25 protein-coding genes and 1 tRNA gene are annotated in these 23,107 nt (G+C 34.0%); 9 read left to right on the top strand and 17 right to left on the bottom strand.

Annotation, left to right across the window (positions count from 1 at the left end):
• Positions 1-12 precede the first annotated feature (12 nt).
• Together vhuD and MMJJ_RS05620 are read right to left on the bottom strand one after the other, a co-directional pair.
• Positions 13-417, bottom strand: a complete 405-nt coding sequence (gene vhuD / locus MMJJ_RS05625) for a F420-non-reducing hydrogenase iron-sulfur subunit VhuD (protein WP_011171640.1) — start codon at positions 415-417, stop codon at positions 13-15.
• Positions 418-609: 192 nt separating this feature from the next.
• Complete coding sequence (locus MMJJ_RS05620; protein ID WP_011171641.1) at positions 610-2,586, bottom strand: CoB--CoM heterodisulfide reductase iron-sulfur subunit A family protein; 1,977 nt, start codon at positions 2,584-2,586, stop codon at positions 610-612.
• A 697-nt stretch (positions 2,587-3,283) separates the two neighbouring features.
• On the opposite strand from MMJJ_RS05620, the gene MMJJ_RS05610 reads away from it, so the two are divergent.
• From MMJJ_RS05610 to MMJJ_RS05585, 7 genes are all read left to right on the top strand, one after another.
• Positions 3,284-3,820, top strand: a complete 537-nt coding sequence (locus tag MMJJ_RS05610; protein WP_104838019.1) for a CDP-2,3-bis-(O-geranylgeranyl)-sn-glycerol synthase — start codon at positions 3,284-3,286, stop codon at positions 3,818-3,820.
• A 329-nt stretch (positions 3,821-4,149) separates the two neighbouring features.
• Positions 4,150-4,341 carry a symporter small accessory protein gene (locus MMJJ_RS05605; RefSeq protein ID WP_013999980.1) on the top strand — a complete coding sequence of 64 codons (192 nt, stop codon included), beginning with the start codon at positions 4,150-4,152 and terminating at the stop codon, positions 4,339-4,341.
• Positions 4,342-5,943, top strand: a complete 1,602-nt coding sequence (locus MMJJ_RS05600) for a sodium:solute symporter family protein (RefSeq protein WP_104838018.1) — start codon at positions 4,342-4,344, stop codon at positions 5,941-5,943.
• A gap of 170 nt (positions 5,944-6,113) precedes the next feature.
• A complete protein-coding gene (locus MMJJ_RS05595; RefSeq protein ID WP_104838017.1) occupies positions 6,114-6,596 on the top strand; it encodes a hypothetical protein in 483 nt (160 codons plus the stop codon).
• An 11-nt stretch (positions 6,597-6,607) separates the two neighbouring features.
• Positions 6,608-7,621: a homoserine dehydrogenase gene (locus tag MMJJ_RS05590; protein WP_104838016.1), complete on the top strand. Its 1,014-nt coding sequence runs from the start codon at positions 6,608-6,610 to the stop codon at positions 7,619-7,621.
• A gap of 96 nt (positions 7,622-7,717) precedes the next feature.
• A tRNA-Sec gene (locus MMJJ_RS09310) sits at positions 7,718-7,807 on the top strand.
• Between the two features lie 22 nt (positions 7,808-7,829).
• On the top strand, positions 7,830-8,726 hold the full coding sequence (locus MMJJ_RS05585) for a hypothetical protein (protein WP_104838015.1): 897 nt from the start codon (positions 7,830-7,832) through the stop codon (positions 8,724-8,726).
• Here the strand turns inward: MMJJ_RS05585 and MMJJ_RS05580 are convergent.
• The 9 genes from MMJJ_RS05580 to MMJJ_RS05540 form a co-directional block, all read right to left on the bottom strand.
• Entirely contained in the window at positions 8,723-9,178 is a 456-nt protein-coding gene (locus tag MMJJ_RS05580; RefSeq protein WP_104838014.1) for a methanogenesis marker 9 domain-containing protein, read from the bottom strand. The genes MMJJ_RS05585 and MMJJ_RS05580 overlap by 4 nt on opposite strands.
• 9 nt (positions 9,179-9,187) lie before the next feature.
• The gene (gene arfB, locus MMJJ_RS05575) at positions 9,188-9,853 is read right to left on the bottom strand and encodes a 2-amino-5-formylamino-6-ribosylaminopyrimidin-4(3H)-one 5'-monophosphate deformylase (protein WP_104838013.1); all 666 of its coding nucleotides are present in this window, start codon (positions 9,851-9,853) and stop codon (positions 9,188-9,190) included.
• A 5-nt stretch (positions 9,854-9,858) separates the two neighbouring features.
• The gene (locus MMJJ_RS05570) at positions 9,859-10,014 is read right to left on the bottom strand and encodes an RNA-protein complex protein Nop10 (protein WP_011171650.1); all 156 of its coding nucleotides are present in this window, start codon (positions 10,012-10,014) and stop codon (positions 9,859-9,861) included.
• Positions 10,015-10,022: 8 nt separating this feature from the next.
• Positions 10,023-10,820 carry a translation initiation factor IF-2 subunit alpha gene (locus MMJJ_RS05565; protein WP_011171651.1) on the bottom strand — a complete coding sequence of 266 codons (798 nt, stop codon included), beginning with the start codon at positions 10,818-10,820 and terminating at the stop codon, positions 10,023-10,025.
• Positions 10,821-10,933: 113 nt separating this feature from the next.
• Entirely contained in the window at positions 10,934-11,119 is a 186-nt protein-coding gene (locus MMJJ_RS05560) for a 30S ribosomal protein S27e (protein ID WP_011171652.1), read from the bottom strand.
• A 22-nt stretch (positions 11,120-11,141) separates the two neighbouring features.
• Positions 11,142-11,423, bottom strand: coding sequence for a 50S ribosomal protein L44e (locus MMJJ_RS05555; RefSeq protein ID WP_011171653.1), 282 nt, complete (start codon positions 11,421-11,423; stop codon positions 11,142-11,144).
• Complete coding sequence (locus MMJJ_RS05550; RefSeq protein WP_104838012.1) at positions 11,380-11,967, bottom strand: hypothetical protein; 588 nt, start codon at positions 11,965-11,967, stop codon at positions 11,380-11,382. Before MMJJ_RS05550 ends, MMJJ_RS05555 begins: the two co-directional genes overlap by 44 nt.
• A 33-nt stretch (positions 11,968-12,000) precedes the next feature.
• Positions 12,001-12,753, bottom strand: a complete 753-nt coding sequence (locus tag MMJJ_RS05545) for a DNA polymerase sliding clamp (RefSeq protein WP_011171655.1) — start codon at positions 12,751-12,753, stop codon at positions 12,001-12,003.
• A gap of 74 nt (positions 12,754-12,827) precedes the next feature.
• Positions 12,828-13,718 carry a selenium metabolism-associated LysR family transcriptional regulator gene (locus MMJJ_RS05540; RefSeq protein WP_104838011.1) on the bottom strand — a complete coding sequence of 297 codons (891 nt, stop codon included), beginning with the start codon at positions 13,716-13,718 and terminating at the stop codon, positions 12,828-12,830.
• A gap of 129 nt (positions 13,719-13,847) precedes the next feature.
• On the opposite strand from MMJJ_RS05540, the gene MMJJ_RS05535 reads away from it, so the two are divergent.
• Positions 13,848-14,792 (top strand): PLP-dependent aminotransferase family protein, encoded by a 945-nt coding sequence (locus MMJJ_RS05535; protein ID WP_104838010.1) that lies wholly within the window; start codon positions 13,848-13,850, stop codon positions 14,790-14,792.
• 171 nt (positions 14,793-14,963) lie between these two features.
• Here MMJJ_RS05535 and MMJJ_RS05530 read toward each other — a convergent pair whose 3' ends face one another.
• The 6 genes from MMJJ_RS05530 to MMJJ_RS05505 form a co-directional block, all read right to left on the bottom strand.
• A complete protein-coding gene (locus MMJJ_RS05530; protein WP_011171658.1) occupies positions 14,964-15,308 on the bottom strand; it encodes a roadblock/LC7 domain-containing protein in 345 nt (114 codons plus the stop codon).
• Between the two features lie 14 nt (positions 15,309-15,322).
• Complete coding sequence (locus MMJJ_RS05525) at positions 15,323-15,796, bottom strand: GTP-binding protein (RefSeq protein ID WP_104838009.1); 474 nt, start codon at positions 15,794-15,796, stop codon at positions 15,323-15,325.
• Positions 15,797-15,806: 10 nt separating this feature from the next.
• Positions 15,807-16,832, bottom strand: a complete 1,026-nt coding sequence (locus MMJJ_RS05520) for a H(2)-dependent methylenetetrahydromethanopterin dehydrogenase-related protein (RefSeq protein WP_104838008.1) — start codon at positions 16,830-16,832, stop codon at positions 15,807-15,809.
• Between the two features lie 53 nt (positions 16,833-16,885).
• Positions 16,886-17,968 (bottom strand): class I SAM-dependent methyltransferase, encoded by a 1,083-nt coding sequence (locus MMJJ_RS05515; protein ID WP_104838007.1) that lies wholly within the window; start codon positions 17,966-17,968, stop codon positions 16,886-16,888.
• A gap of 4 nt (positions 17,969-17,972) precedes the next feature.
• The gene (locus tag MMJJ_RS05510) at positions 17,973-18,290 is read right to left on the bottom strand and encodes a helix-turn-helix domain-containing protein (protein ID WP_048064150.1); all 318 of its coding nucleotides are present in this window, start codon (positions 18,288-18,290) and stop codon (positions 17,973-17,975) included.
• Between the two features lie 171 nt (positions 18,291-18,461).
• Positions 18,462-21,116, bottom strand: a complete 2,655-nt coding sequence (locus MMJJ_RS05505; RefSeq protein WP_104838006.1) for a hypothetical protein — start codon at positions 21,114-21,116, stop codon at positions 18,462-18,464.
• 194 nt (positions 21,117-21,310) lie between these two features.
• Between MMJJ_RS05505 and MMJJ_RS05500 the strand changes: the two genes are divergently transcribed.
• The gene (locus MMJJ_RS05500) at positions 21,311-23,104 is read left to right on the top strand and encodes a hypothetical protein (protein ID WP_104838005.1); all 1,794 of its coding nucleotides are present in this window, start codon (positions 21,311-21,313) and stop codon (positions 23,102-23,104) included.
• Positions 23,105-23,107: the final 3 nt, after the last annotated feature.

Here is a 23,107-nt window from a genome sequence, read left to right as displayed (position 1 = left end):
TTTTAAACGGTTTTACGCTTTGATTGGGTTGGGTCCTAGTTTTTTAACTCTATCGGTCATTTCTTTAACTGCTTCGGTAAATTTACCTGCGTCAGCACCTGACATGAAGAACATCTCAAGTCTTTCGCCACCGATTCCGAGTTCATCTAGGATCTGTTTTCCAAACTTAACCCTTTCTTCAGCTTTGAAGTTTCCAGTTTCGAATGCACATTCGTTTGGTTTTCAACCTGCAACGAATACAGCATCAGCGCCTTTTTGGAATGCTCTTAATGCATAGGTAATATCGAATTTACCAGTACATGGCACTCTAATAGCTCTAACTGATGCAGGGTATTGCATTCTGCTCGTACCAGCCAAATCGGCTGCACCGTATCCTCACTGGTAACATACAAAGGCCATAATTACGGGTTCTGCCATAATATATCCCTTTTTTAATTTTTTAATAAATTAACTCGTAGCTCATCAGAACTCCCCTGGCCTTAGCCTTCGGGTTGTTCGTCACATGATCTGAATTAACACCATTCCTAACTTAATTTTGCTGAGAATTTAATTTAATTTAATAGATAATTAGTTATTCAGTATTTCATTCCCTAGTTCCTTGTGCTTAAATTATTCTTCTAACATTTTTGCGGCATTTAATATACCGTCAATCATTCCAATGACTTGTTCATCTCGGTAGTATCTTAACTGCATTGCACCGCTTGGACATGCTGCTGCACAAGCTCCACATCCTTTACATGCAACGTCATCAGTTATTGCCACCAAGTGACCGTCTTTTTCTTCGTAAGTGATAGCGTTATATGGACACATTAAAGCACATACTTTACAGCCACCACATACTTCCTCGTTAACTGTTGCCCTAATCATTTCGATCTTGAACTGACCTTGTGACATTGGAATTGCAACAGCACTTGCAGCACCTTTTGCCTGTGCTACTGTATCTGGAATATCTTTTGGTCCTTGAGCGACCCCTGCAATTGCAATACCGTCAACTTTCGTGTTAACAGGTGCTAATTTAGGGTGTAATTCTTTAAAGAATCCTTCTGGACCTCTATCGATACCGAGCATTTTAGCAAGTTCTCCGGCATCTTTTTTAGCTTCCAATCCTGCTGAAAGAACAACTAAATCAGCGTCGATCTCTAAAATTTCTCCCATGAGGGTGTCTTCTACTCTCACAGTCAAGTTTTTAGTTTCTGGATCTTCAAAGATGTTAGCTGGTCTTCCCCTAATGAATTTAACTCCGAACTGGTCCTGAGCTCTCTTATAGTACTCTTCGTATCCTTTACCGAAAGCCCTGATATCCATGTAACAGATGTAAACTTCTGCATTAGGGTCGTGCATTTTCATTAACTGCGCATTTTTCAATGCAAACATACAGCATACTCTTGAACAGTATGGGTTTCCAACTTTCTCGTCTCTTGAACCAACGCACTGTATATATACAGTTCTTTTTGGTGCTTTTCCGTCGCTAGGTCTGATTTCGTGCCCGTGGGTTGGACCAGCTGGGTTAATCATCCTTTCAACTTCGAGAGTTGTAATTACGTTGTCGTAAACTCCGTATCCATACTCTTCTTTTTTAGTTGCATCGAACTCATCGTATCCAGTTGCGGTAATAATTGTACCGACTTTGATATTGAGTTCTTGAGGTTTCTGATCGTATCTTACTGCCTCTGCACAGCAAACTTTTGCACAAAGTCCACAATCAATACAGTGTTCTTTATCGATTGTGTAAAGTAATGGAACTGCTTGTGGGAATGGAACATAAATTGCTTTCCTAGTACCTAATCCTAAATCAAATTCATTAGGCACTTCTATTGGACATGCTGCTGCACATGCACCACATCCGGTACAGGTATCTTCATCAACATATCTTGGTTTTTTCTCGAGTGTAACATCGAAATTTCCGATGTAACCGTCGATATTTTTAATCTCAGCAAATGTAATTAATTCAATGTTAGGGTGGTTAGCTGCAGACACCATTTTTGGTGCGAGAATTCACATTGCACAGTCATCTGTCGGGAAAGTCTTTGCAAGTTGCGCCATCCTTCCTCCGATTGACTCGTCTTTGTCTACAAGGTAGACTTTGAATCCTTGGTCACCGAGGTCAAGAGCAGATTGAATACCTGCAATACCTGCACCGATAACCATACAGCTTTTATCTACGTCTACGACTTTTTGAGGAACGTCTTCTAATTTCTTAGCTCGTTCTACTCCACCAGCAATCATTTCACATGCTTTCCTGGTTGCGCCCTCTACATCGCCCATGTGGACAAATGCGTCGTGTTCTCTAATATTTACAAATTCTAAATAGTAAGGGGATATTCCCGCGTCTTGTAGGCAACCTCTAAAGGTTGGCTCGTGGATCTTAGGGGTGCATGCTGCAACAACTATCCTGTCCAATCCGTGCTCTTTGATCGCGTCTTTAATAAGACCTTGACCTGGGTCAGCACACATGAACGGGTAAGTAGCTGCAACGGCTACACCGTCTAATTCAGAAGCGAAATCCTTTACGGCTTCACAATCCACTGCACCATTGATGTTTGCACCACAGTAGCAGACGAATACACCCACTTTGGGGTCACTCATGGATTCACCTCCACATATAAAAAGTAAGGTAATTGGTATACATTTATACTACACTCACCTGCTTATAAAAAGATACATTCTTGAAATTGCTAATAGCGCCCATTAATATTAGAAAAAGTAATAACTGCTTTTAAAAATAGTTATTTGAGATGTAGAGTAATAGCAAAATAGATATTAGATTTTATAATAATACCATTTAATATTTCTAATTGGCATAATCTATGGCGGATTATTAAAAAATAATATCAGCATAGGTTATTTGATCAAAGAATATTATTCTAGCTTCAAAATTAATTAAATAACCGTTAGATATATATATCAAAAGTTGAAATGTATTGATTGCACGGTGTGGAACAGTAGTGAGATTGTTATTTTAAACCCCCCTCATACCCCCACTTCACTACTGATAACACCGTGTAGGAGATTTGATCTCCTAATCCCATTCCCACCCCTCATATAATAAAAGACTCTTTTAATTACCAATAATATACTGTTAATAATTTACAAAAAATTTAAAAAACCCCTCCCCGTTCTATTTTAATTAATTATCATACTTTACATAAACCACCCCCTATTTCTTACCCCTCCATTTTTTTATATTTTTAAAAAATACTGGCGACTTTTTTATAGAAGTAATCCTTAAATAGTGTACAAAAATAGTATGCTAAGTGTCAATTTCATATTCTCGAGGGATTTCATGGATTTACTTTTATTGTTATTTAGCGCCTTGTGGTATATTTTACCTGCGTATGTAGCCAATGCAGTTCCTTGTATTTTGGGCGGGGGAAAACCTGTTGATTTTGGAAAAAATTTTTTCGATGGAAACAGGATTATTGGAAATGGTGTAACTTACAGGGGCACCTTTTTTGGAATACTTTTTGGAATAATTACTGGAATTTTACAGCATTTTATAGTTATATTATATATGGGCCCAGAATCAGTTTTTAATTACGGACTAACAGGATATATTATTTTGAGTTTTTTACTTGCAACTGGCGCTCTTTTTGGAGATATGCTTGGAAGCTTTATAAAAAGAAGATTTAACTTAAATCAGGGACAGTCCGCTCCACTATTGGATCAAATAACGTTTATAATATTTGCATTATTATTCGCATATTCGCTGTATCCACTACCTGCAAACATTATTGTACTATTACTTGTAATTTCCCCGATAATTCATTTTTCTTCGAACATTATCGCATACAAACTCCATTTAAAAAAAGTATGGTGGTAATCCCCACTAAATTTCTATTTTTTAATCTGACGAATTCAATAATTTATATATACTAAAACTTGGTAAAGGGATTTTGTGGCAGAATTAAAGTTTAGTAAATTTCAGAGATCCTTATGAATCAAATGTCCATTTTCAAAATAATCAAGTATGCTTTGTTTAAAAGTACAGAAAAACATTTTAGATTTGGGTATCTCGGTTTTGTTTTATTCCAGTATTGTTAACACTCGTTAATCAAAAAAATACTGAGCATATAGTTTATAAAAGTTTTATAATGTGTTATATTAGTTGATTACATCATATTACACGACTATCCTTTTCAGAGGTGTTTCATGTTAGGCATTTCAGACCCCTATGTATTAAGCGCATACGTGCTCTGCATCTTAAGTACATTATTATGCGTTATATACGGGGCATTAAATTGGAATAAAGGTTCAGAAACCGAAGAAAAAGAAATTGAAGAACAATTGGACTGGGAAAAAGAAGAAGAAAAGATGGAAGATGAAATCGGAACGGTGGTCTAAATGAATATCCTTCTTCTAAACGTGATTGTTTTAATATATTTGTTAGTTATTGGATACCTCGGATACAAAGGTTGGAAAGGAACTTCAAGTGCTGAAGACTACATGGTCGGAGGTAGAAAAATCCACCCATTCGTTATGGCAATGAGCTACGGTGCTACATTTATCAGTACTGCTGCAATTGTTGGTTTTGGTGGATTCTCAGGGCTATTTGGTATGAGTTTGCTATGGCTGACGTTTCTAAATATATTTTTAGGTATCTTTATAGCATTTGTATTTTTTGGGAAAAGAACTAGAAAAATGGGGCATAACTTAAATGCACTGACATTTCCTGAGCTACTGGCAAAAAGATTCGAAAGTAAATTTATACAGTGGTTTTCAGGGCTTTTAATATTTTGTGCAATGCCAATTTATGCAGCAGCAGTTTTGATTGGTGCTGCAAGATTTATAGAAACTACACTTAATATTTCATTTGACGTTGCACTGCTTGTATTTTCCATAATTATTGCAGTATATGTCGTAATGGGTGGTTTAAAAGGTGTTATGTACACGGATGCATTCCAAGGAACGATTATGTTTTTTGGAATGTTGTTTTTGCTCTACATGACTTATGATATCCTCGGTGGAGTTACCACAGCTCACCAGGCAATTTCAAATATGTCAGGGTTAGTTCCAGCAAACCTTGCAAGTGTAGGACATGCAGGGTGGACTTCGATGCCAACTTTTGGTTCTCCGATGTGGTGGACAATTGTTTCGAGCATAATTTTAGGTGTTGGAATCGGAGTTTTAGCACAACCTCAACTTATTGTTAGATTCATGACTGTAAAAAGTAACAGAGAATTAAACAGGGCTGTTTTGATTGGTGCAGTCTTTATTTTAATTGCAACAGGTACTGCATACGTTGTAGGAACCCTTTCAAACGTTTATTTCATGAATACCGAAGGTGTTCTTTCAATTGGTGCAACAGTGTCTGAAACATTCCCGACAGGAAACAGCGACAGTATCATGCCGTTATATATCAACAAAGCAATGCCGGAATGGTTTATTTACATATTCTTGGTTTCACTGCTTGCAGCTGCAATGTCAACAATTTCAAGCCAGTTCCACGCTCAAGGAACATCAATTGGAAGGGACGTTTATGAAACCATTTGTGGTAAAAAAGGATTAAATTCAGTAATTATAACGAGATTAGGAATTATTGTTGCAATTGTAATTGCTGCAATTCTAGGGTACATTCTTCCAGGAGGAATAGTTGCAAGAGGAACTGCATTATTCTTTGGACTCTGTAGTGCTGCGTTTTTACCGGCATATGCGTTAGGACTATTCTGGAAAAGAACCACAAAAGAAGGGGCAATTGCAGGTCTTTTAACAGGTACTTTTGTAAGTCTGTTCTGCTTAGTATTCGTTCATCAAGCGGAGTCAGCAGCACTTGGAATTTCAAAAATGCTGATTGGTAGGGACGTTTTGATTTCCGCGATGCCCTGGCCTTATGTAGACCCAATGGTAATCTCCCTACCGCTTGCATTTATTGCAACCGTTTTGGTGAGTCTTTTAACTAAAGCGCCGTCAAAAGAACATTTGAAAAAGTGCTTTAAAGGAATTTAATTCTTTTTTCTTTTTTTATTTTTCAGCTATCAATTTTTTAATAATCTCGAGCGCGTCCGATCGTTCAGATCTAACTTTTAAGGGGCTTTGGTCTAATATTTATACTTGTTGTGTATAACATGATTATGAATAGTATCTATGTTACATCCGAAATACTGACTGGTGAAAAAATGATATTTCTTGATCTAGAACTCAAGGATTCCCCCGGAGAGCTTTTGAAAGCATTGCAACCGATATCTTCTGCGGGAGCTAATATTTTTAGCGTTATTCATATGCGTGAAAATAAAACACGAGATGGAAGGGTTCCTGTAAAAGTCGTGATCGAAAAATTAAACGATAATTTGTTACATTCTATTATTGAAAACCTTGAAAAATTGGATGTTATCGTTGCCAAAATAAATGAAAAAAGGAAAAAAATAAATCTGGAAATTGTAGTCGTAGGACACATTGTTGATACAGATGTACTCGATACGATTGATAGAATTAATGAAATAGGTACAGTTGTAGATTTAGATTTAACAATGCCTGACCCTATCGCAGAATCTTCTGCTAGAATGAGGATAACGATAGATAACGAAAAATTAAAAGAACTTTATGACGAATTTGATAAAATAGCCAAAGAAAAAGGTTTGTTATTTATTAAATCATGCTAAGGGGATAATTTATGAAGATAATACTTGTAGGATTTGGAATAATTGGTAAGGGTGTTTTAAAGGCCATTAATCTCAAATCAGAACATTTAAAGAAAAAATATGGATTAGATTTAAAAGTTGCTGCGATTTGTGACCGCAGTGGTGCTGCAATTGATGAAGAAGGCCTTGATTTAGAACTAGCCTTAAAAGTTAAAGAAGAAACAAGAAAAATATCAAATTATCCCGAAAAAGGATGTAAAATGGATATTTTAGAAGTTATAGGCTCTGTAAATGCAGATGTGGTTGTAGAAGTAAGTCCTACAAACATTGAAACTGGAGAACCTGCAAAATCATACATGTTAAAAGCATTTGAAACCAAAAAACACGTCGTGAGTGCAAACAAAGGCCCTCTTGCAGTTTCATTTAAAGAATTAGTAACTGCTGCAGAAAAAAATAAATTATGTTTCAGATACGAAGCTTCAGTCGGTGGTGCAATGCCGATAATCAATCTTGCAAAGGAAACATTGGCAGGAAACGATGTTAAATTAATAAAAGGAATTTTAAACGGGACTACAAACTACATTTTAACCAAAATGGAAAAAGAACAGCTTGATTTTGATACGGTATTAAAAGAAGCTCAAGAACTTGGAATTGCGGAAACAAATCCCCACCAAGACATCAGCGGACTTGATACTGCTGCAAAAATTGTAATTTTGGCAAATTCAATATTTGGACGAGATGTAACAATTAAAGACGTAAATTTAGAAGGAATAACAAGAATTACTCCTGAAGCACTCGTCATGGCAAATAAAAGTGGCCATACAATAAAATTAATAGGCGAAGTTACCGACAAAAAACTCGAAGTTTGCCCAAAACTTGTACCTGTTGACAGCCCCTTAAATGTTATGGGCTGTTTAAATGTTGCAATGTTTGATACAGATCTTGCAAACGATATCGTAGTTGTAGGAACTGGTGCAGGAGATATTGAAACTGCATCTGCCATATTAAGCGATTTAATAAATATTCACCAGACTATTAAAAATTAATAACTCTTTTTTTAAAACGTTTTTTAATAAAGTTTAAAAGGAAAGTAAACAAAAAGACTTATATATCTTTAAAAAGAGTTTATATCTTGGCTTCGTGGCACGGGGTGCTTATCTTGGTAGATGAGGGCGGACTTCAGATCCGTCGAGTTCCGTTGGAATTCGGGGTTCGATTCCCCCCCTGCGCCGTTTTATATTTTTGGTGGGTTTTATGGAAAAAATGTACTCTAAAAAAGGAGGAATTCCTGATTTAAAAGAGTTAATATCTATTTTGAACAATTTTACAGGAATTATCTCCCTTGATAATGCTAAATTATACTACATAAACTCAAAACTTGTTTTTTCTAGTTTAAATGACAAAAAAATGGATTTAAATGATATTTTTAAAAGTATTCCTGAAGAATTCCAGATTGATGCCATAAATATGAGTTCTAATCGAGTAAATAAATTACTCGAAAGAGTGTCCGTAAATAATCTTGATGAAAAGAGTAGTCCAAAAGATATTTTCGTAGATGTTTATGGAAATATTGAAAATTACGTTGGATACGGACTTTTTAAAGTTACACTATTTCCTAGAAAATACAAAGAAGAGATAGGAACCATTCTATTTTCAAATAAAGAAGAAATTGCCGCAATATATCAGAAAAAAGATAAAATCCTTGTTGGTCCAAAAGCATTGAGTAAATTAAAGACTATTTTTGCAGTGAGCGATGTAAAAATATGCCCTGAAAAAATATCAAAACAGGACTTGGATGAAATATTGGGCGAAAATAAAGATGCATTGTTGAAAAATTTCGTATCTTTCGAAGAATTAGTAGAAAAAATTAAAGAAAAATCACCAAAAATTGTTGAAAATGATTCTTTATATAATATACTTCCTAAAAATCCATCAATTGTAGAAATTGTTGAAAAAAATGCGGTGATTGTGTCAAACGATAAATCCCCGATCATGGCTTTTTTAGAAAATTATGACGGAGATAAAGCTTACAGGATGATTAAAAATTTCTGTATATTAAATAATACCGTCTTTAAAATCTACGAATTAAGCGAAGACGAATTTAAAAACATTAAAGAGTTCAAAAACGCGAAAATAAAAGATGTTAATTAAATTTGTTTTTTAACAATTTCATATGCTTTTTTTAAGTCGCCAGTTTCCAAAATTGCTTTTTCTGCATCCTCTCTTGAAATTCCCTGTTCTTCCAAAGCTTTAACGCCTTCTTCAAACAATTTTGATTTTCTGATTATTTCTTCTGCGAGTTCTTTTTTAAGTTCCATGTACTCGTCTTCACCCATGTCGATTGCAAGCATTGCACTATCCCTAAATGGGCATGGTTTTGTGATTTTACAGCACCAGATCAAACTTCCAAAACAGGTATTTTTACCAAGTCCTAGTCTAGTCCTACTTCCAAAATCCTGCTTTATTTTTGAAAATTCTTCTACTGGCATTTCAATTGATTCTAACGCTTTATGTAATGGGCAGTACTTTACAGGAGGGCAGCAAAATGCAAGTCCTCTTAAATCGCCACCTCTGCAGATGTGTGAAGGGGAATTTTCCCACATATAAATCACCTAAATCATATTTTTAACAATTTCAACATAATTATTAATTAAATCGTTTAAAAGGGATTTTCCATTAACTTTATCTAAAAAAACACCATTTTCTTCCACAGATTTTGCTTCTAAATCTATAGCTTCATTTTTTTCCCGTGCTTCTGTTAGGCCGACCATTCCAATTTCACCATATACTTTTGGATCGTGGGTCTTCATTTTATCTTCTGAAAGTATTCCAACGGCATACCCCAAAGATACTTCTTCAGTTGATGCATGGGTTAAACAGACACTTTTCATCGTGATAAAACAGTCTTTAGAATTTAATTTTAAAAGTTCATCTTCGATTATGATGTTTCCACCGTGGCAGTTTATAATCAGGAATTTTTTAATCCCGATTTTTCTACCATTTTCAACCAGATATTTGATATAATTAATTACATCTTTGATGGAATCGTGAATACCGTGTTTCACGTAAGAATATTCTGTTGAAGGGAGAACTACCCCCAAAAATTTTGCTCCGGTAATAATTGAAACATTCAATGCGATGTATGATGCAATTTTTGCATCGGTATCGATTGGAAGGGCAGAACCGTGATTTTCAAGAAATGATCCAAGCGCAATAATTCCTATTTCGTGGACCGATTCACTGAAAATATTTCCTGAAGAATATCTCAAATCAACCATAAATTTCACATTTTGGCTTTTTTAAGAGCTCTTCTGTATTTTCCGTATTTATCTACTGGGGAAAATCTTGGAGGTTTCACTGTAACGGATTTTTCGTTGCATTCACTACAAAAATCTTTCAATGTGTATTTTCCACATTTAGGGCATTTTTTCATTTTCATAGTATCAATTACTCTTCAACCCTTACAAAGCTTCCAGTTCCGCCAGCGTGTTTTTTTATAAAGTCGATTGCTTCTTCAGATACTCTTCTAAGCACGTCTTCTCCGCTTTTATAGTCTGGTGAAAGTACTTCTACCCTATATTTTGGAGCTCCGATGTAAGTGATATTTACTTCCACGTCCTCGTAAGGATTTGCTTTTAAAGCTTTTTTCAAACCGTTTTTAATGATTTTTACACCAGTTGGCTCGGTCGTTGTAAGTGTAACTATTCCTGACACTTTAACGCTTGAAAGTTCTATGTTTTCACTTGCAATTTCGTAAATTACGTCTGCCCATTCTTGTGGAAGTGGTGTTTCGAGTTCATCTAAAACTTCTTTTCCTTCAATTACAATCGATTCGAACGCATCGTATAATTCACCGAATTCGTCAATTAAAGGATATCCTGCAGCTTCCCATCCTTCTTCGATTGTTTTTCCAAGTTTTTCTGAAGCAAACTGGAGTAATTTTTCAGCTCTTTGGAATCTCTTCCATTCCTGAACCTTAACTTTTTTCTGCTGATCAGTTGCCCTTTTTAATGAAAGATCTATCTGGTTTTTATGAGGAGTTACTCTCATTACCTTTGCAACTACTCTCTGACCCTTTTTGATATGGTCTCTTATATTTTTAATCCATCCAGAAGAAACTTCAGAAATGTGAACCATTCCTTCCTTCCCAGGATACTCTAAAAGTTCGATAAATGCCCCAAAAGATTTAACGTCGATAACATTTCCGATTATAATGTCCCCTTCTTCAGGAAAATCGTTTCTCATGATTCCACCTTGATTATCTTATAATAAGCATATGGAGTGTTTATACTCACTAGTATTTAAACAATTATAAAATTGAACTAATTTTAAAGACGTTTAAAAAAGAATAAAAAGAGTTATTGTAATACTTCTAAGATTTTTGCTTTGATTGCACCTTTTGATGCCTTTGGTTCAGCAATGATTTTACCGCATGCTGCACATTTAACTTCTGTTGAAGGGCATCCAAAGATAACTTGTTCATTGTTGCAGTCAGTGCACTGAACTTTTAAAAATCTGCTTTTAGGTTTTGAGATTAATTGCATGTTTTCTCACCGTTTTTCTTAATTATTCTGTTAATTCAAACATTCTTGCTCTGAAGCCGCCGTTGCTTCTTGTGTGCATTTTTCCGCATTCGGAACATTTGTATCTTAAATCCAATTTTTTAATTGGTTTAGCTCCTCCAGGTAAAGGTCTTGGGTACCCTCCGTATCCTGCAGTAACTCGTCTAAACTGTCTTTGACCCCATTTCAATTCGCTAGCTTTTCTTTTTTTAGCTCGTTCTACTGTGTGTGCGGTGTGCTTTTTACAGTATGGGCAATATCTGTTTATCTTTTTTTTCATCTTCATGAATGTTCACCCGTTTGATAATATTGTGTTTCTCTAAAATCTTTGAAAATTTCCTATCCAAAGAGATAACGTCATTTTTGTGTAAAACATACTGTAAATTCCCATCTGTAAAGCAGGGGAACTTAGTGATGACTCTTACAATATCAATATCACTTTCAGTATTTATATGTTTTGGTATTTGACACTTATCGGTTTTTTCTTCCGGTTTATCTAAATTAGCTGAAAATTTGGCTTTTTTTTTATCGGATTCATCTATTTTTGAAATGTAATCTTCATTTCCAGATCCACAGCACGTTTCTTCGATAAAAGCTACGACCCGTTTTTCATCGGGCGTGAACTTATTTGGGCTTTCTTTTAAACAGTTTACCTTATAAATTCTAAAACTTAAAAGATTATTTAAGTAGTATTTTACCCTTTCAAATTTAATTTTATCATCGATTGTCTCGAGATAGTTTCGGGCATCTTTGTAAAAATTTTCCGGAAGATCATTTAGTCCTTCTTTAAAAAATTCGTTGAAAAATGCATCCCTTATTTTCTTATACATGTTTTTCACGTTATTATTCTAAAAAAAATAAATTTAGGATTCAATTCTTGGTGCAAGTAAGAATACAAGTTTTGAACCGCTTACTTCGTACTCGATTTTTACAGGCATATCAGAACCAAGATATATTTTTAAAAGATCTTCTGCAGCGGTTGATTTTGTTAAATCTTTTAAATAAGCTAAATTGAAAGTACTTCTTGAAGCTTCACCCATGTTAAAGTCTGCAAGAGCGTTGTCGTCATCGTCAATGCTGTTGTCAAATACGGTTTCACTCTGGTTTAAATCGCCTTTTGAATAAATTACAAATTTATTTTCATCGATTTTCAAGGTTATGTGGTCATTTACAAGTTCTGCATCTTTTAATGCTTCAACAAATGCACCCGCTTTGATTGAAACGCTGTTTGGATATTCGATGTCCGGAACTTTTAAATTACTTGATGAAACATCGTATAACGCGATTGAAAACTTCCTTGTAACGTTGCTTTTAAAAGTAATATTTAATTTATTTTTTTCTACATCAAGATCCAGGATTAATTTTTCGTCGCCCCTTCCTCTTGCAATGATTTTTTTAAGTGCTTCTAAATCAATTCCGATATCTTGAATATCGCCTTCATATTCTTCAAAAACGTCTTTTGGCATTTCCATGCTCACTAACGCCACGTGCGACGGGTCCATTGCGCTTGCCTTGATCCCGTTTTCGTCCACTTCAAAACAAATTTCATCTACTAAATTGCTGGTTGCATTTATAACTTTTTTAAAATCTCTTGTATTACATGTAGCCCTGAACATTCACTCACCAGTGATTTTTAATTCATATGAATTATTATACAAAAAATATATATGGTTTTTTAAGTGATTCAAAATTATTTTCCTGACACAAAGTCCCAGAATGATTTTATTGCACTTGGGTTTCTTGGTTTTTTACCCTTTACAAGATACATGTATCGAGTAAGATCTAAATCCTCAATAGGCACTATTTTTAGCTGTCCTGCATCTGCCGCTTTTTTTGCAGGGATTTCTGAAATAATTGATATACCGTATCCTTCTGAAACTGCAGTAATTATCGAAGAATTGCTTCCAAGGCTCATTATCGTGTGTAAATCCATCATTGAATAGCCTTTATCTTGAAGTGCGTCTACAAATATCTCTCTTGTACCGGATCCAACTTCTCTATCGATGTAATCTTCTTTTAATATATCTGAAAGTTTTGCGACTCCTTTTTTCGCAAGTTCATGTTCTGGAGGAACTACGAGTACGAGCCTATCTTTTCCGATTACTTCGCTTTCGTATGATCCATCATAAATATTTCCAACTGCAATTATGTCAACTGCCCTGTCTTCTAAAAGCTTGAAACATTTTTCAGAATCCGTAATTTGAATCTGAAAAGACACATCTCGATAAACTTTAGTATAGTCTTTAATTATACTTGGTAGTAGATGTTCTCCAGGGGTAGTACTTGCAGCAATCCGAATTAAGCCTTCAGGATGTTCGTGCAGAATTCTCATCTGCTGTTTTGCATTAGATATATTTTCAAGCAACTTTTCTGCATTTTCATAGAGGATGTTTCCTTCAGTAGTTAAATCAACTCCTTCAGGAGTCCTCAAAAAAAGCTGTGCATCAAAGAATTTCTCTAAAACAGATATATGGTTGCTTACAGTTCCTTGGGTGACTCCCAATTTTTTCGCAGCTTTAGAAAAGCTTTTAGTCTTTGCCGCAAATAAAAATGTTTGAAAATAACTGATTTTTGGGTCCATGGTATCACTATTATTATACGTTTATTCTTATAAGTAGATACTATTAGAAAAACTAATATATATACAATGTCATTATTCTTTTAAAAATTAAATTAAGGAAATTAAAAGAAAAAATATTCTGGTGAACAGATGATTATCCCGCACAGAAAACCCTGCATCGAATCACAAATTAAAACTTCTGGAAATCTCGATGAATTAAAAATGATAATAAATGATCGTTTATATTCAGAAAAAGAAATCCAAATACTCCCCTCAGGAAATTCTGCAATTCATATTGCATCAGAAATCGTGTCAAAATTAAATCCAAATTCAAAAACATTAATTCCCGACATGGGCGGATGGAAAGGTTTTGAAACATATTCTAAATTATCAGGATTAACTGTTGAAACACTAAAAACGGATCTTGGAGTAGTTAACTTAGAAATTCTAGATGAAAAAATTAAAGAATGTGGTGCAAAATCTCTCTTCTTAACGTCACTTGCAGGATACCTTGCAGAACAGCCATTAAAAGAAATTGCAAAAGTATGCAGTGAAAACGATTGTTTGTTTATAGAAGATGTTTCTGGAAAAATTGGTGGAGATTGTGGGTATGGAGATATAATTGTTTGTTCAACAGGGTCACCAAAAATTATAAATTGCGAATACGGCGGATTTTTAGGATTTTCTAAAAAAATTAATGAAAATTTAAAAGATAAACATCTAAAAGAAGATGTTAAAAACCTTTTAAAAACCTACAAAATGCCCGATATTTACGGGAAAATGATAGAAGAAACACTGATTTCAAAAAAGTCTTACGAATTATGTATAAAATTTTCAAATATTGTCAAAGAAAACATGGAAAATGCATATTTTAAGGATTCGAACGGAGTTTCAGTATTTTTAAGTTACGAAAATCCAAAAGAAATCGCTAAAAATATCGATAAATCTGTTAAATTGAACAATGGAAAATCGATCCTCACAATGTGTCCATTATATGAGAGAATCTTACGAAAAGGCGTTGTTTTGGAGATAAAAAAAATGGACATTCACAAAATAAGCGAAAACGAAATCTATGAAATATTAAATTTCTTTTAAAAAAATAAAAAAAGTGTGTATGAATACAGTCGTGAGATGTCGAGTTTACCCCCACCACTGCCGAAAACATTTAAAATCCATATCCCCGTATCTATTATGGGTACCTAAATATTTAAATGTTATTAATTATTTCAAATAGTAAGGTCCTAAACAATTAAACTGTTTAATACCTTAAAATGCAGTTTTAATTTTTTCTGTTGCTTTTTTCATTGATATTCTGATTAAACCAAGATTAACTTTTGAATCAGACAGTACAACTAAAATTCCTTCTCCTGCATCAGTCATTAAAGTTTTACCAAATTCTGCTTCAACCATCATCTGTTCGAGTGGCCCTTGAGCGATTTCTGATGCAGTTCTTTCCGCAGAACCAAATGCTGCAGAAGCCATTGCACCGATAAGTTCGCTATCGAGGTTTGAAGGAATTTGTGATGCGATAACAAGACCATCTTTTCCTACAACCATTGAACCTTTTATTCCCTCAGTTTTACTCAAATCTGCAAGAATTCTATCAATCATAACTATTACCCCACTTAGATTATTTTCAATTGATCCATTATTTCTGATAAACCTTCTTTTCGGTAGATCGATCCTGTAACAATATTTGAACTTTCTATAAAACCGTTCAAATTATTTATTATTTCAACTGCATTTGATTCGTTGCAAATGTCCATTTTATTTATAAATACTGAAAACGGGATGTTCTTAGTAGATAACAGATTAATAATATCATTATCCACTTTCCTTAAACCAACGGTGGCATCAAGAACTAAAAGAGCATAATCTGCCCCCTCAACCGCAATTTCCCTCATGAAACCAAATCTTTCCTGACCAGGAGTTCCAAAGAAATGGAATTTTTTATCATCCATTTCAATTCTACCATAGTCTATCGCCACAGTTGTACCATTGTGTTCCACTTTACCCACATTTTTAATTAAATTTTCCATTAACGTGGTTTTACCCACATCTTCTGAACCCATTACCACTATTTTAAGTTCTTTTACCATTATTATCCCATTATTGGAAGAGTTTTTTAGTACTTCTTTTAATAGCTCCGTTAGCAGCTGCACCGCCGATTAATGTTTCAAGCTCTTTTACTAAAGACTGTGCTGCAACAAGAGTCGTTGGTTTTATTTCAGCAACTGTTGAAGCTTTTTCTAATTCCCCGTCTAAATGAGTCAATATTTCAAGTGCTGCATCTAAATCTTTTTGTTGATCGAGTAAATGCATTGATGATGCGGTTTTGCTGAGCAATTCTGGATTTAATGCTTTTACAAGACCATCTACACCGGAAGATTCAACAAGTGATGCCATTGTCTGCAGTGTCATTAAAATCTGCTGTTCCACCATTTTCTTTGGAGCTTTGATTACTTTTGTTCCAACGGAATAATAATCCAATACTCCTGCAAGGGTAACTGCAGTTAAAAGAGAACCCATATCCGATACTGTTGCAGATACGTCTGCTGGAACGAGGTACGGGGTTTTTTCAATGCTTTCAGTGAGTTTAACACATTTTTCAATCTGTTCATCTGAAGCGTATTCTGTTCCATTTGTTGCTTTTGAACTGATAACATAATGTCCGTGCTGAGGAGTTCCAGGAACTGCTGCAGGGTGCATTGATGTAATACCGATATCTTTTCTTTTAGTTCTTAATTCAACTTCCAACATTGTGTATAAAATAACCGGAGAAACAGTACACGTATTTGCAATGATTGCGTTTTGTGGAAGGTGTGGTAAAATAGTTTTAGCAATTTCTACAGTTTTTTTACCAAATGGTGTAAAAAATATTGCAATTTCCGCTTCTTTTGCAGCTTCTGCGTCATCGGTTACTACCTTAACTCCAGCTTCTTCGACGACTTTCCACTGTTCGTCAGTTAAGTTTGATTTGTTAACTTCCGCTAAAATAACATCGTGGCCAGCTTTGGCAAATTCAATAGCCATCCTGCTTCCACCGTATGGAGGAACACCACCATAGGTTCCAGGTAAATTTAACTGGTTAACGTACAGATTTTGGTTTCCTGCACCATATACCGTAACCTTCATTTAACCACCTTTTTTTAAAAAAATAAACGAAAAATAATAAGGCAGTTTAATTATTAAATCCTTTCGACTACGATACAGTTATCTCCAAGTAATTCATATTTGTAATCAATTCCAATTAACTCGAGTTCTTTTAAAATTTCTGTTTTGGAGACGTAATTTTTAAAGTATTTATTTAGGTGATTGTAAAATTCAAAGAGTTCTGCATTAGTATTTATATTTTCAGTAAAAAATTCCTCCATTATCACGAGTTTACCTCCTTTTCGTAAGGAGCCCGTCATTTTTTTGAGGAATAATTTCAAAGAATCTGCGTAACTTAGTGTGTGGATGCATAACACGTAATCGTGCTTGTTTTTTGCAATTGTTTCAGAAAAATCCAGTGCTTTCAATTTTGCACATTCGATTCCACTTCTCTTCAATCGCCCTTTTGCAACCCTTATGAGTTTTTTTGAAATATCTACACCAACATATTCGCCATTTGGGGCCACCTTGGATGCAAAATAAAGAGGGGAACGTGAACCGCAACCAACTTCAAGAATAGTGTCTCCATTTTTTATATCCAAGTATTCAGAAATCACTTCCCTGCAAATCTTCATGTATTTTGTATTTAACATCATATCCCAGATATCTGCATCTTTTTTAAAGTTTAAGAGAATTTCTGGGTGATCATAGCCAATAAATGCATACTGGACCAGACCTGACATGAAATCGTACTTTGAAACGTGATCTGAAATAATTTTATCATATTCCGGGTGTATCGAGGAATAAATAAAATCAGAATTTAATTCCAATCGTTCTTCTTCGTTTAAGTTGAGTAAATTTAAACTAACAGCGGTTTTTATGTATTTTTCCACGAATTCTTCATTTGGATATCCTAAAATTGTTATTAATTCTGAAATCGTCGGCCTGAAATCTTCAACAGCTTTGAATATTCCAAATTTAAGACCCTGTCTAAAAAATATTCCCATTAATTCATTATTTATATATTCTACAGTGTAATTTAAAGAATTTATTTTATTATTTAGACTACTTGCGTTAGCTTTGCTAAAGTTTGAACCATATTTTAAAATATTATTCTCAGAAAGCATATTTGACCTCACCCCGGATTTATTGCCCGAACCATCTATATTAAAAGCCATGATTTCACCAGTTATCGGCAGAATCGTAGTCTTTAAGATATTCTACTACGGTCTTCCCATAAGTTGTCATTTGATATATCTTCATGCCTTCTTTCCCGTCGCAGTTGACTAATCCAAGTTCAATCAATGATGAACTACCATTATATCGATTTCCCATCCCTTTCAAACATCCTAAAACGTTGCTAGGGTCAGATTTTACTCTACGAGAAAGTTCTGAAAGGTAAGTTCCGTGAGGGTGTATATCATATAAGAAATAAACAATTTTTTTTCTTAGTTTGCTCTTGTTCAGAGACCTAATTATCGTTGGATTTATAAATATCATGTCTTCTGATCCCAAAAAAGACACCTCGAAAGTTAAAAATTAATTAAAATTACATAACGTTTACCAATATTATTCGCCATATGGGGATTATAGGAACAATACCCTAATTGATAACGTTGATTATATTAATACTATTAGCCAATATAATCTTTATACCCAGTATTAATTTTTTTAATATACAAAGTTTCTTATAATGGGAATATTAGACGCGATGGAACTTACCGTATCCAAAATATTTCCAATAATGCCCCTATTTTCTTCTTCAGTAGCGGATTGATTTTCTAAATCTGAATTTTCCCCAGTATTTTCTACCTCGGTTTTTGGTTCCACGTAAGTTTCAGGTTCACTATTTTCTTCTTGTGTAATAATTTCTTGATTATTGGCTATGGTTAAATATTTTTTAAGTATCATTGAATGATATGTTCCAGATTCCATTGCAAAATCGGGAATTTCAACTTCAAAGACTATATCGTAGGTTTCCCCATCAACATCACCCAGCTTAATTTTAAGAGGTTTTGATTCTGTAGAATGAATTATGTCCTTATATATTGGACTTTTATATATAATTTTATTATCGTTTGAAATAGTAATTCTGTAAAAATACGTTAGATTAACAGGATAGATACTTGAAAGGCCTGAAGAAATAACCACATTTAAGTTATTTTCAGTGTATACCATATCATCTATTTTTATTGGCGCTACAACTTCGGTAACTTTGTTAGTACTCGTTGGTATTGAACTTAATAGATCTATACTTGAATACCTTCCAACAGGTGTTAAAGGATTTATATCCTTTGAAACTGTTCCAGAACCTTCCGTATAAAATATATCTACATCTTCAAAGTCATTTAATGGAACTGCATGAAAGAGAGTATATCCAATAAATCCTTCTTCAAAGAATATATCAAAATCTGCAGTTTTTAAGTTACCGCTTGTACTTTTTGCTTTTACCAAAACATTCTTTTTATCAGAAGTTGCTTTTAAATTTCCATTTGAATCGTAAACTTCGACCCACATTTTGTAAGTTATATCATCTGAAACCATACTTTCGAATGAAACCGCGCATGAATTATTAAAACCTGCAAGAGGATAGTTTAAGAATAAACCGCCGTTTTCATTTATTGTCGCAATTTTTGGAAGAATTGTGTTGTTATACCATACTTTTCTTATATCCAAGATATTGTACGCATCAAAATGAACCATTGTACTGTATCCTGCAATATCATCATCTTCGTCAACTGCAGCTCCATTTGTGTCAACAACTACTTCGATCAATCCATTTACTTCCCGGTTGAATTTTAAATCTATTGAATACGTATTTTTTTCTTTTGGTGAAAGTTTGAAAGTTATTGGTTCCGTTGTTTCAAAAACTCCGCTTTCATAACTATTATCTTCGTCGTAGTGATCCCCAACATAAAGTTTTCCAGTTAAAGTCCGGTTATAATTATTTTTCAAAGTTACATTCATTGTATAGTTTTTTCCAACAAAAACGCATCCCGAATTACTTGACGCTAAAGCTGCCGAGCTGTCTACCGGGTAAGAAATATTGTAAATCTGAACTGGGGAAACAATTTCTGGATCAATATCTACATCTTCTTCAGAATTATAGAGGTAATATTTATTTGAATACACAATTATGTTAAATTCCCCGTCATCGACCAATCTTGAAATAAATGGAATATATAATGTATCTACATCATTTTCATCTATTTTGATTGTTTTTTTGGATAGGCATCCACTGGAGCTTTCAATTATTACAGTAGCAGTTTGATCATCGTCATACCTATTTTCAAGATTAACTTTTAAAAATGAGAGATATGGATCATCTTCAACATAGGCCCTTGGAAGAACGTTTTTGCTTTCAAATTTAGCATTTAAAGCGTTTTCAATAGTTTTATCGTAAATTTTTGAAGATTGGTAGTAATCATTTACCATTTCAGAATTGCTTCCATTAATATTGTTAAATAGCGAATAACTTGCCACATGAATCGGGAATTGGTATGTTTTGGCAGTTTTTTTGTAATTGTAAGAAATAATTCCAGTGTCTTTTACCATTTCAGTTTCTTCTAGATCATTTGTATAATCGTGAAGACCCATGATTTCGGTGTGAACCTGTATTTTAAATTCATCGTTATCCGCAGTTATTTCTGGAATATTAAAAGAGACTTCTTTTTCTGAGCGGTAGGACACATAAACTACTTTTAAATCATCTTTTCCATTGTAGTAGATATCTTCATTTTCAATATCTTCGTTTGTGTCGCCATCATAATCTGTAGAAACTACACTTATCCAAGTTTTAACTTCGTAGTCAGTCTGCGCTCGATAATTACTTTCAAGAGTTACAGTAAACCAGTTGCTGTTTACAACTTCAAGATTTTTGTTTGAATCGGAAACATAACTATCCTGACAGGTTACGTTTTTTACATCTATTGGACTTACCACGTTTACAGTTATTTGTTCAGAATCGACTTCTTTTCCATTTTCATCGATTAAGCTAATATCCACGTCATGTTCACCGACTTCGTCAAATTCAAGCCTGATTTCAACGATTTTTTCATAGTGGGTGTTTGGTGAAAGTGGCAGTATTGCTGATTCAAAATCGTTTTCTTCATAGCTTGCCGTTACCCTTACGTTTCTTTGGTAAGGATCATTATTTACTAATCCCACATAGATTACAGGCGTACTCGGGTCTATGTATATTTCAGAAGAGTCAGGATTGTCCCCGACACTCCATATTTTGTAAATTGAAATTCCTTCATCATCTTCTGCATAATTTACAGAAACAGTAAATAATAAAATCAGGACAAAAATTAGTTTTTTTTGCATAATACCCCTAAAAAGAATAAATTATTCGGTTTTTATTAGTAATTTGTATAGGGAGCTATTATTTTTAGATAAAATTAGTAAATGGGTTTTAAAATAATTTTTGTGTACTTGTTTATGTAGGTTCGAGTAGTGAAATTATATTAATAACGGGAAACATAATACGTAATTGTTATTAACAATACTGCGGTGATTTGATGAAGCTGAAATTTTTTGGCTTGATTATTGTGTCATTTATGTTATTGGGGGTCGTAAACGCAATACCTTACAAGTGGACTTCGACAGTACCAATTACTTATGTTGATATTTCAAACATACAAGATACAGAAAAGCTTGATTACTATTTGAATTCGGATAATATTGTGGTAATATATACCGGAAACGATTTTGCAATGACTCCAAAAACAGAGGCATTTTTAGAATACCTGGGGCTTGTTAAGTCAAAAAATATCGTTAGTAGTATTCCAGATTTTGGAAATTCTACGTTTGTAAATTCAAATTCGGAAGTTATTCCTGCAAGTTATGTTTACAGAGACGAAAATGGTGCATACCTTTACATTAATTCAAACGATGCGGCTGAAAAAGATACAACAATAGTATATGAAGCATCAATCAGTTCAAAAATCATTGATGATGGATACTACGAAATTAAACCTGGAAAATTATTTATTCCATACAATATCGACCTTGAAAATCAGGACATTGTTGATTTTATTGGAAAATATGTGGCACTTCAGGGTGAAACTTTTGCATATATCAATAAAGTTCCTTCAAATTACGATTCTGTTGTGATTAATGGAATTGTTGTACAAAATATTATTCCTGATGATAACGGGGAAAGTTCAATTTCTGTTGCAGATCGAAAAATAACCGTTGAAGTGCGGGATGAAGATACAATTAATAGAAAGCTAGCAGGTGTTAAGGCTGCTTCTGAAATTCTTGGAATTGGAACCACCTATATTACAACAGGTTCTGAAAATATTGATATAATAAAAGACAGTTCCATAACGGACGATGAAAAAGAAAGCCTTTTAAACAGCTATTGGTTTAAAAAACACTATTCTGATTATTATTCCCACATAAAATATAATAATTACGAAAATTACCCAAATACTCAAGATTTACTTGCAATGAGTTATTATCCATTAATATATATGGATAAAGCTCCCGAAACATTCCAAGATGACCCAACCGGAGGATACTATCCAGATACAATTTCATATACGGGTTCTGAAAGCCTCGGATACTGGAATGAAGGTGCAGGTTCTGAAAACAGTTATTACCACTACGATGGTGAAGACTACTGGAACGACGATGAAACAGTTACCCGCGATTACTGGTCAGTCAGTGGCGATTTTGCAAGTATGAGCGAAGAAATAGACTTTAACGATAGATACGAATACTTTGAACATTGGTACGTTAAAAATTACGCTTATGCAATGACTGGTGGTGCAAACGGCCTTTTATTATTCTCGAGTGATGACGATTTATTGGATGCGGTATTCAATAAATACAATAAGAATATTACTTGGAAATTGAACCTTGAAGGAATCGACTACGTGGTTATTCCTGATTATATCGGATACGATAAGATCGACGGAATTGCGGTTATTAAAATTCCTGGATTAAATAACAACGAAATAAATGGAATGCATTTTATTGATGAAATCTACATCGAACCACAAAATGAAGAATACGGAATTTACGTTGCAGACGTTTATGAATACAGTACTAATACACTATATGATTTGAATGACAATAATACTTGGATTTGTTCATTTGAAGAATACGCAAAATGGGCTGAAAACTATAAAACCAGCAGAATATATATTAAAAATGATACTGTATACGTAAATGCAGACGAAAACGCAAAAATAACGATTTATAAAGAAAATATAACTCGTGTAACAGGTACCTCAACCGAGTTATACGATGCAACTGGAAAGTTGATTATAGCAAAAGCACCAGATACAATTTCACTTAGTAACTAGGAA

Source organism: Methanococcus maripaludis (assembly GCF_002945325.1).
Lineage (GTDB): Archaea > AGJL01 > Methanococci > Methanococcales > Methanococcaceae > Methanococcus > Methanococcus maripaludis.
This window is presented reverse-complemented; position numbering and strand designations above follow the sequence as displayed.

Bases quoted from the DNA above. Each gene is read 5' to 3' on its own strand.
- MMJJ_RS05555 (WP_011171653.1), bottom strand. From the start codon at position 11,423: ATGAAGATGAAAAAAAAGATAAACAGATATTGCCCATACTGTAAAAAG.
- MMJJ_RS05530 (WP_011171658.1), bottom strand. From the start codon at position 15,308: ATGATTGATAGAATTCTTGCAGATTTGAGTAAAACTGAGGGAATAAAA.
- MMJJ_RS05510 (WP_048064150.1), bottom strand. From the start codon at position 18,290: ATGATATTTATAAATCCAACGATAATTAGGTCTCTGAACAAGAGCAAA.
- MMJJ_RS05545 (WP_011171655.1), bottom strand. From the start codon at position 12,753: ATGTTCAGGGCTACATGTAATACAAGAGATTTTAAAAAAGTTATAAAT.
- MMJJ_RS05565 (WP_011171651.1), bottom strand. From the start codon at position 10,820: ATGAGAAACGATTTTCCTGAAGAAGGGGACATTATAATCGGAAATGTT.
- MMJJ_RS05585 (WP_104838015.1), top strand. From the start codon at position 7,830: ATGGAAAAAATGTACTCTAAAAAAGGAGGAATTCCTGATTTAAAAGAG.
- MMJJ_RS05610 (WP_104838019.1), top strand. From the start codon at position 3,284: ATGGATTTACTTTTATTGTTATTTAGCGCCTTGTGGTATATTTTACCT.
- MMJJ_RS05595 (WP_104838017.1), top strand. From the start codon at position 6,114: ATGATATTTCTTGATCTAGAACTCAAGGATTCCCCCGGAGAGCTTTTG.
- MMJJ_RS05600 (WP_104838018.1), top strand. From the start codon at position 4,342: ATGAATATCCTTCTTCTAAACGTGATTGTTTTAATATATTTGTTAGTT.
- MMJJ_RS05500 (WP_104838005.1), top strand. From the start codon at position 21,311: ATGAAGCTGAAATTTTTTGGCTTGATTATTGTGTCATTTATGTTATTG.
- MMJJ_RS05570 (WP_011171650.1), bottom strand. From the start codon at position 10,014: ATGAAAATGAAAAAATGCCCTAAATGTGGAAAATACACATTGAAAGAT.
- MMJJ_RS05505 (WP_104838006.1), bottom strand. From the start codon at position 21,116: ATGCAAAAAAAACTAATTTTTGTCCTGATTTTATTATTTACTGTTTCT.
- MMJJ_RS05540 (WP_104838011.1), bottom strand. From the start codon at position 13,718: ATGGACCCAAAAATCAGTTATTTTCAAACATTTTTATTTGCGGCAAAG.
- MMJJ_RS05525 (WP_104838009.1), bottom strand. From the start codon at position 15,796: ATGGTAAAAGAACTTAAAATAGTGGTAATGGGTTCAGAAGATGTGGGT.
- MMJJ_RS05560 (WP_011171652.1), bottom strand. From the start codon at position 11,119: ATGCAATTAATCTCAAAACCTAAAAGCAGATTTTTAAAAGTTCAGTGC.
- arfB (WP_104838013.1), bottom strand. From the start codon at position 9,853: ATGGTTGATTTGAGATATTCTTCAGGAAATATTTTCAGTGAATCGGTC.
- MMJJ_RS05605 (WP_013999980.1), top strand. From the start codon at position 4,150: ATGTTAGGCATTTCAGACCCCTATGTATTAAGCGCATACGTGCTCTGC.
- MMJJ_RS05580 (WP_104838014.1), bottom strand. From the start codon at position 9,178: ATGTGGGAAAATTCCCCTTCACACATCTGCAGAGGTGGCGATTTAAGA.
- MMJJ_RS05520 (WP_104838008.1), bottom strand. From the start codon at position 16,832: ATGAAGGTTACGGTATATGGTGCAGGAAACCAAAATCTGTACGTTAAC.
- MMJJ_RS05550 (WP_104838012.1), bottom strand. From the start codon at position 11,967: ATGTATAAGAAAATAAGGGATGCATTTTTCAACGAATTTTTTAAAGAA.
- MMJJ_RS05515 (WP_104838007.1), bottom strand. From the start codon at position 17,968: ATGGCTTTTAATATAGATGGTTCGGGCAATAAATCCGGGGTGAGGTCA.
- MMJJ_RS05590 (WP_104838016.1), top strand. From the start codon at position 6,608: ATGAAGATAATACTTGTAGGATTTGGAATAATTGGTAAGGGTGTTTTA.
- MMJJ_RS05535 (WP_104838010.1), top strand. From the start codon at position 13,848: ATGATTATCCCGCACAGAAAACCCTGCATCGAATCACAAATTAAAACT.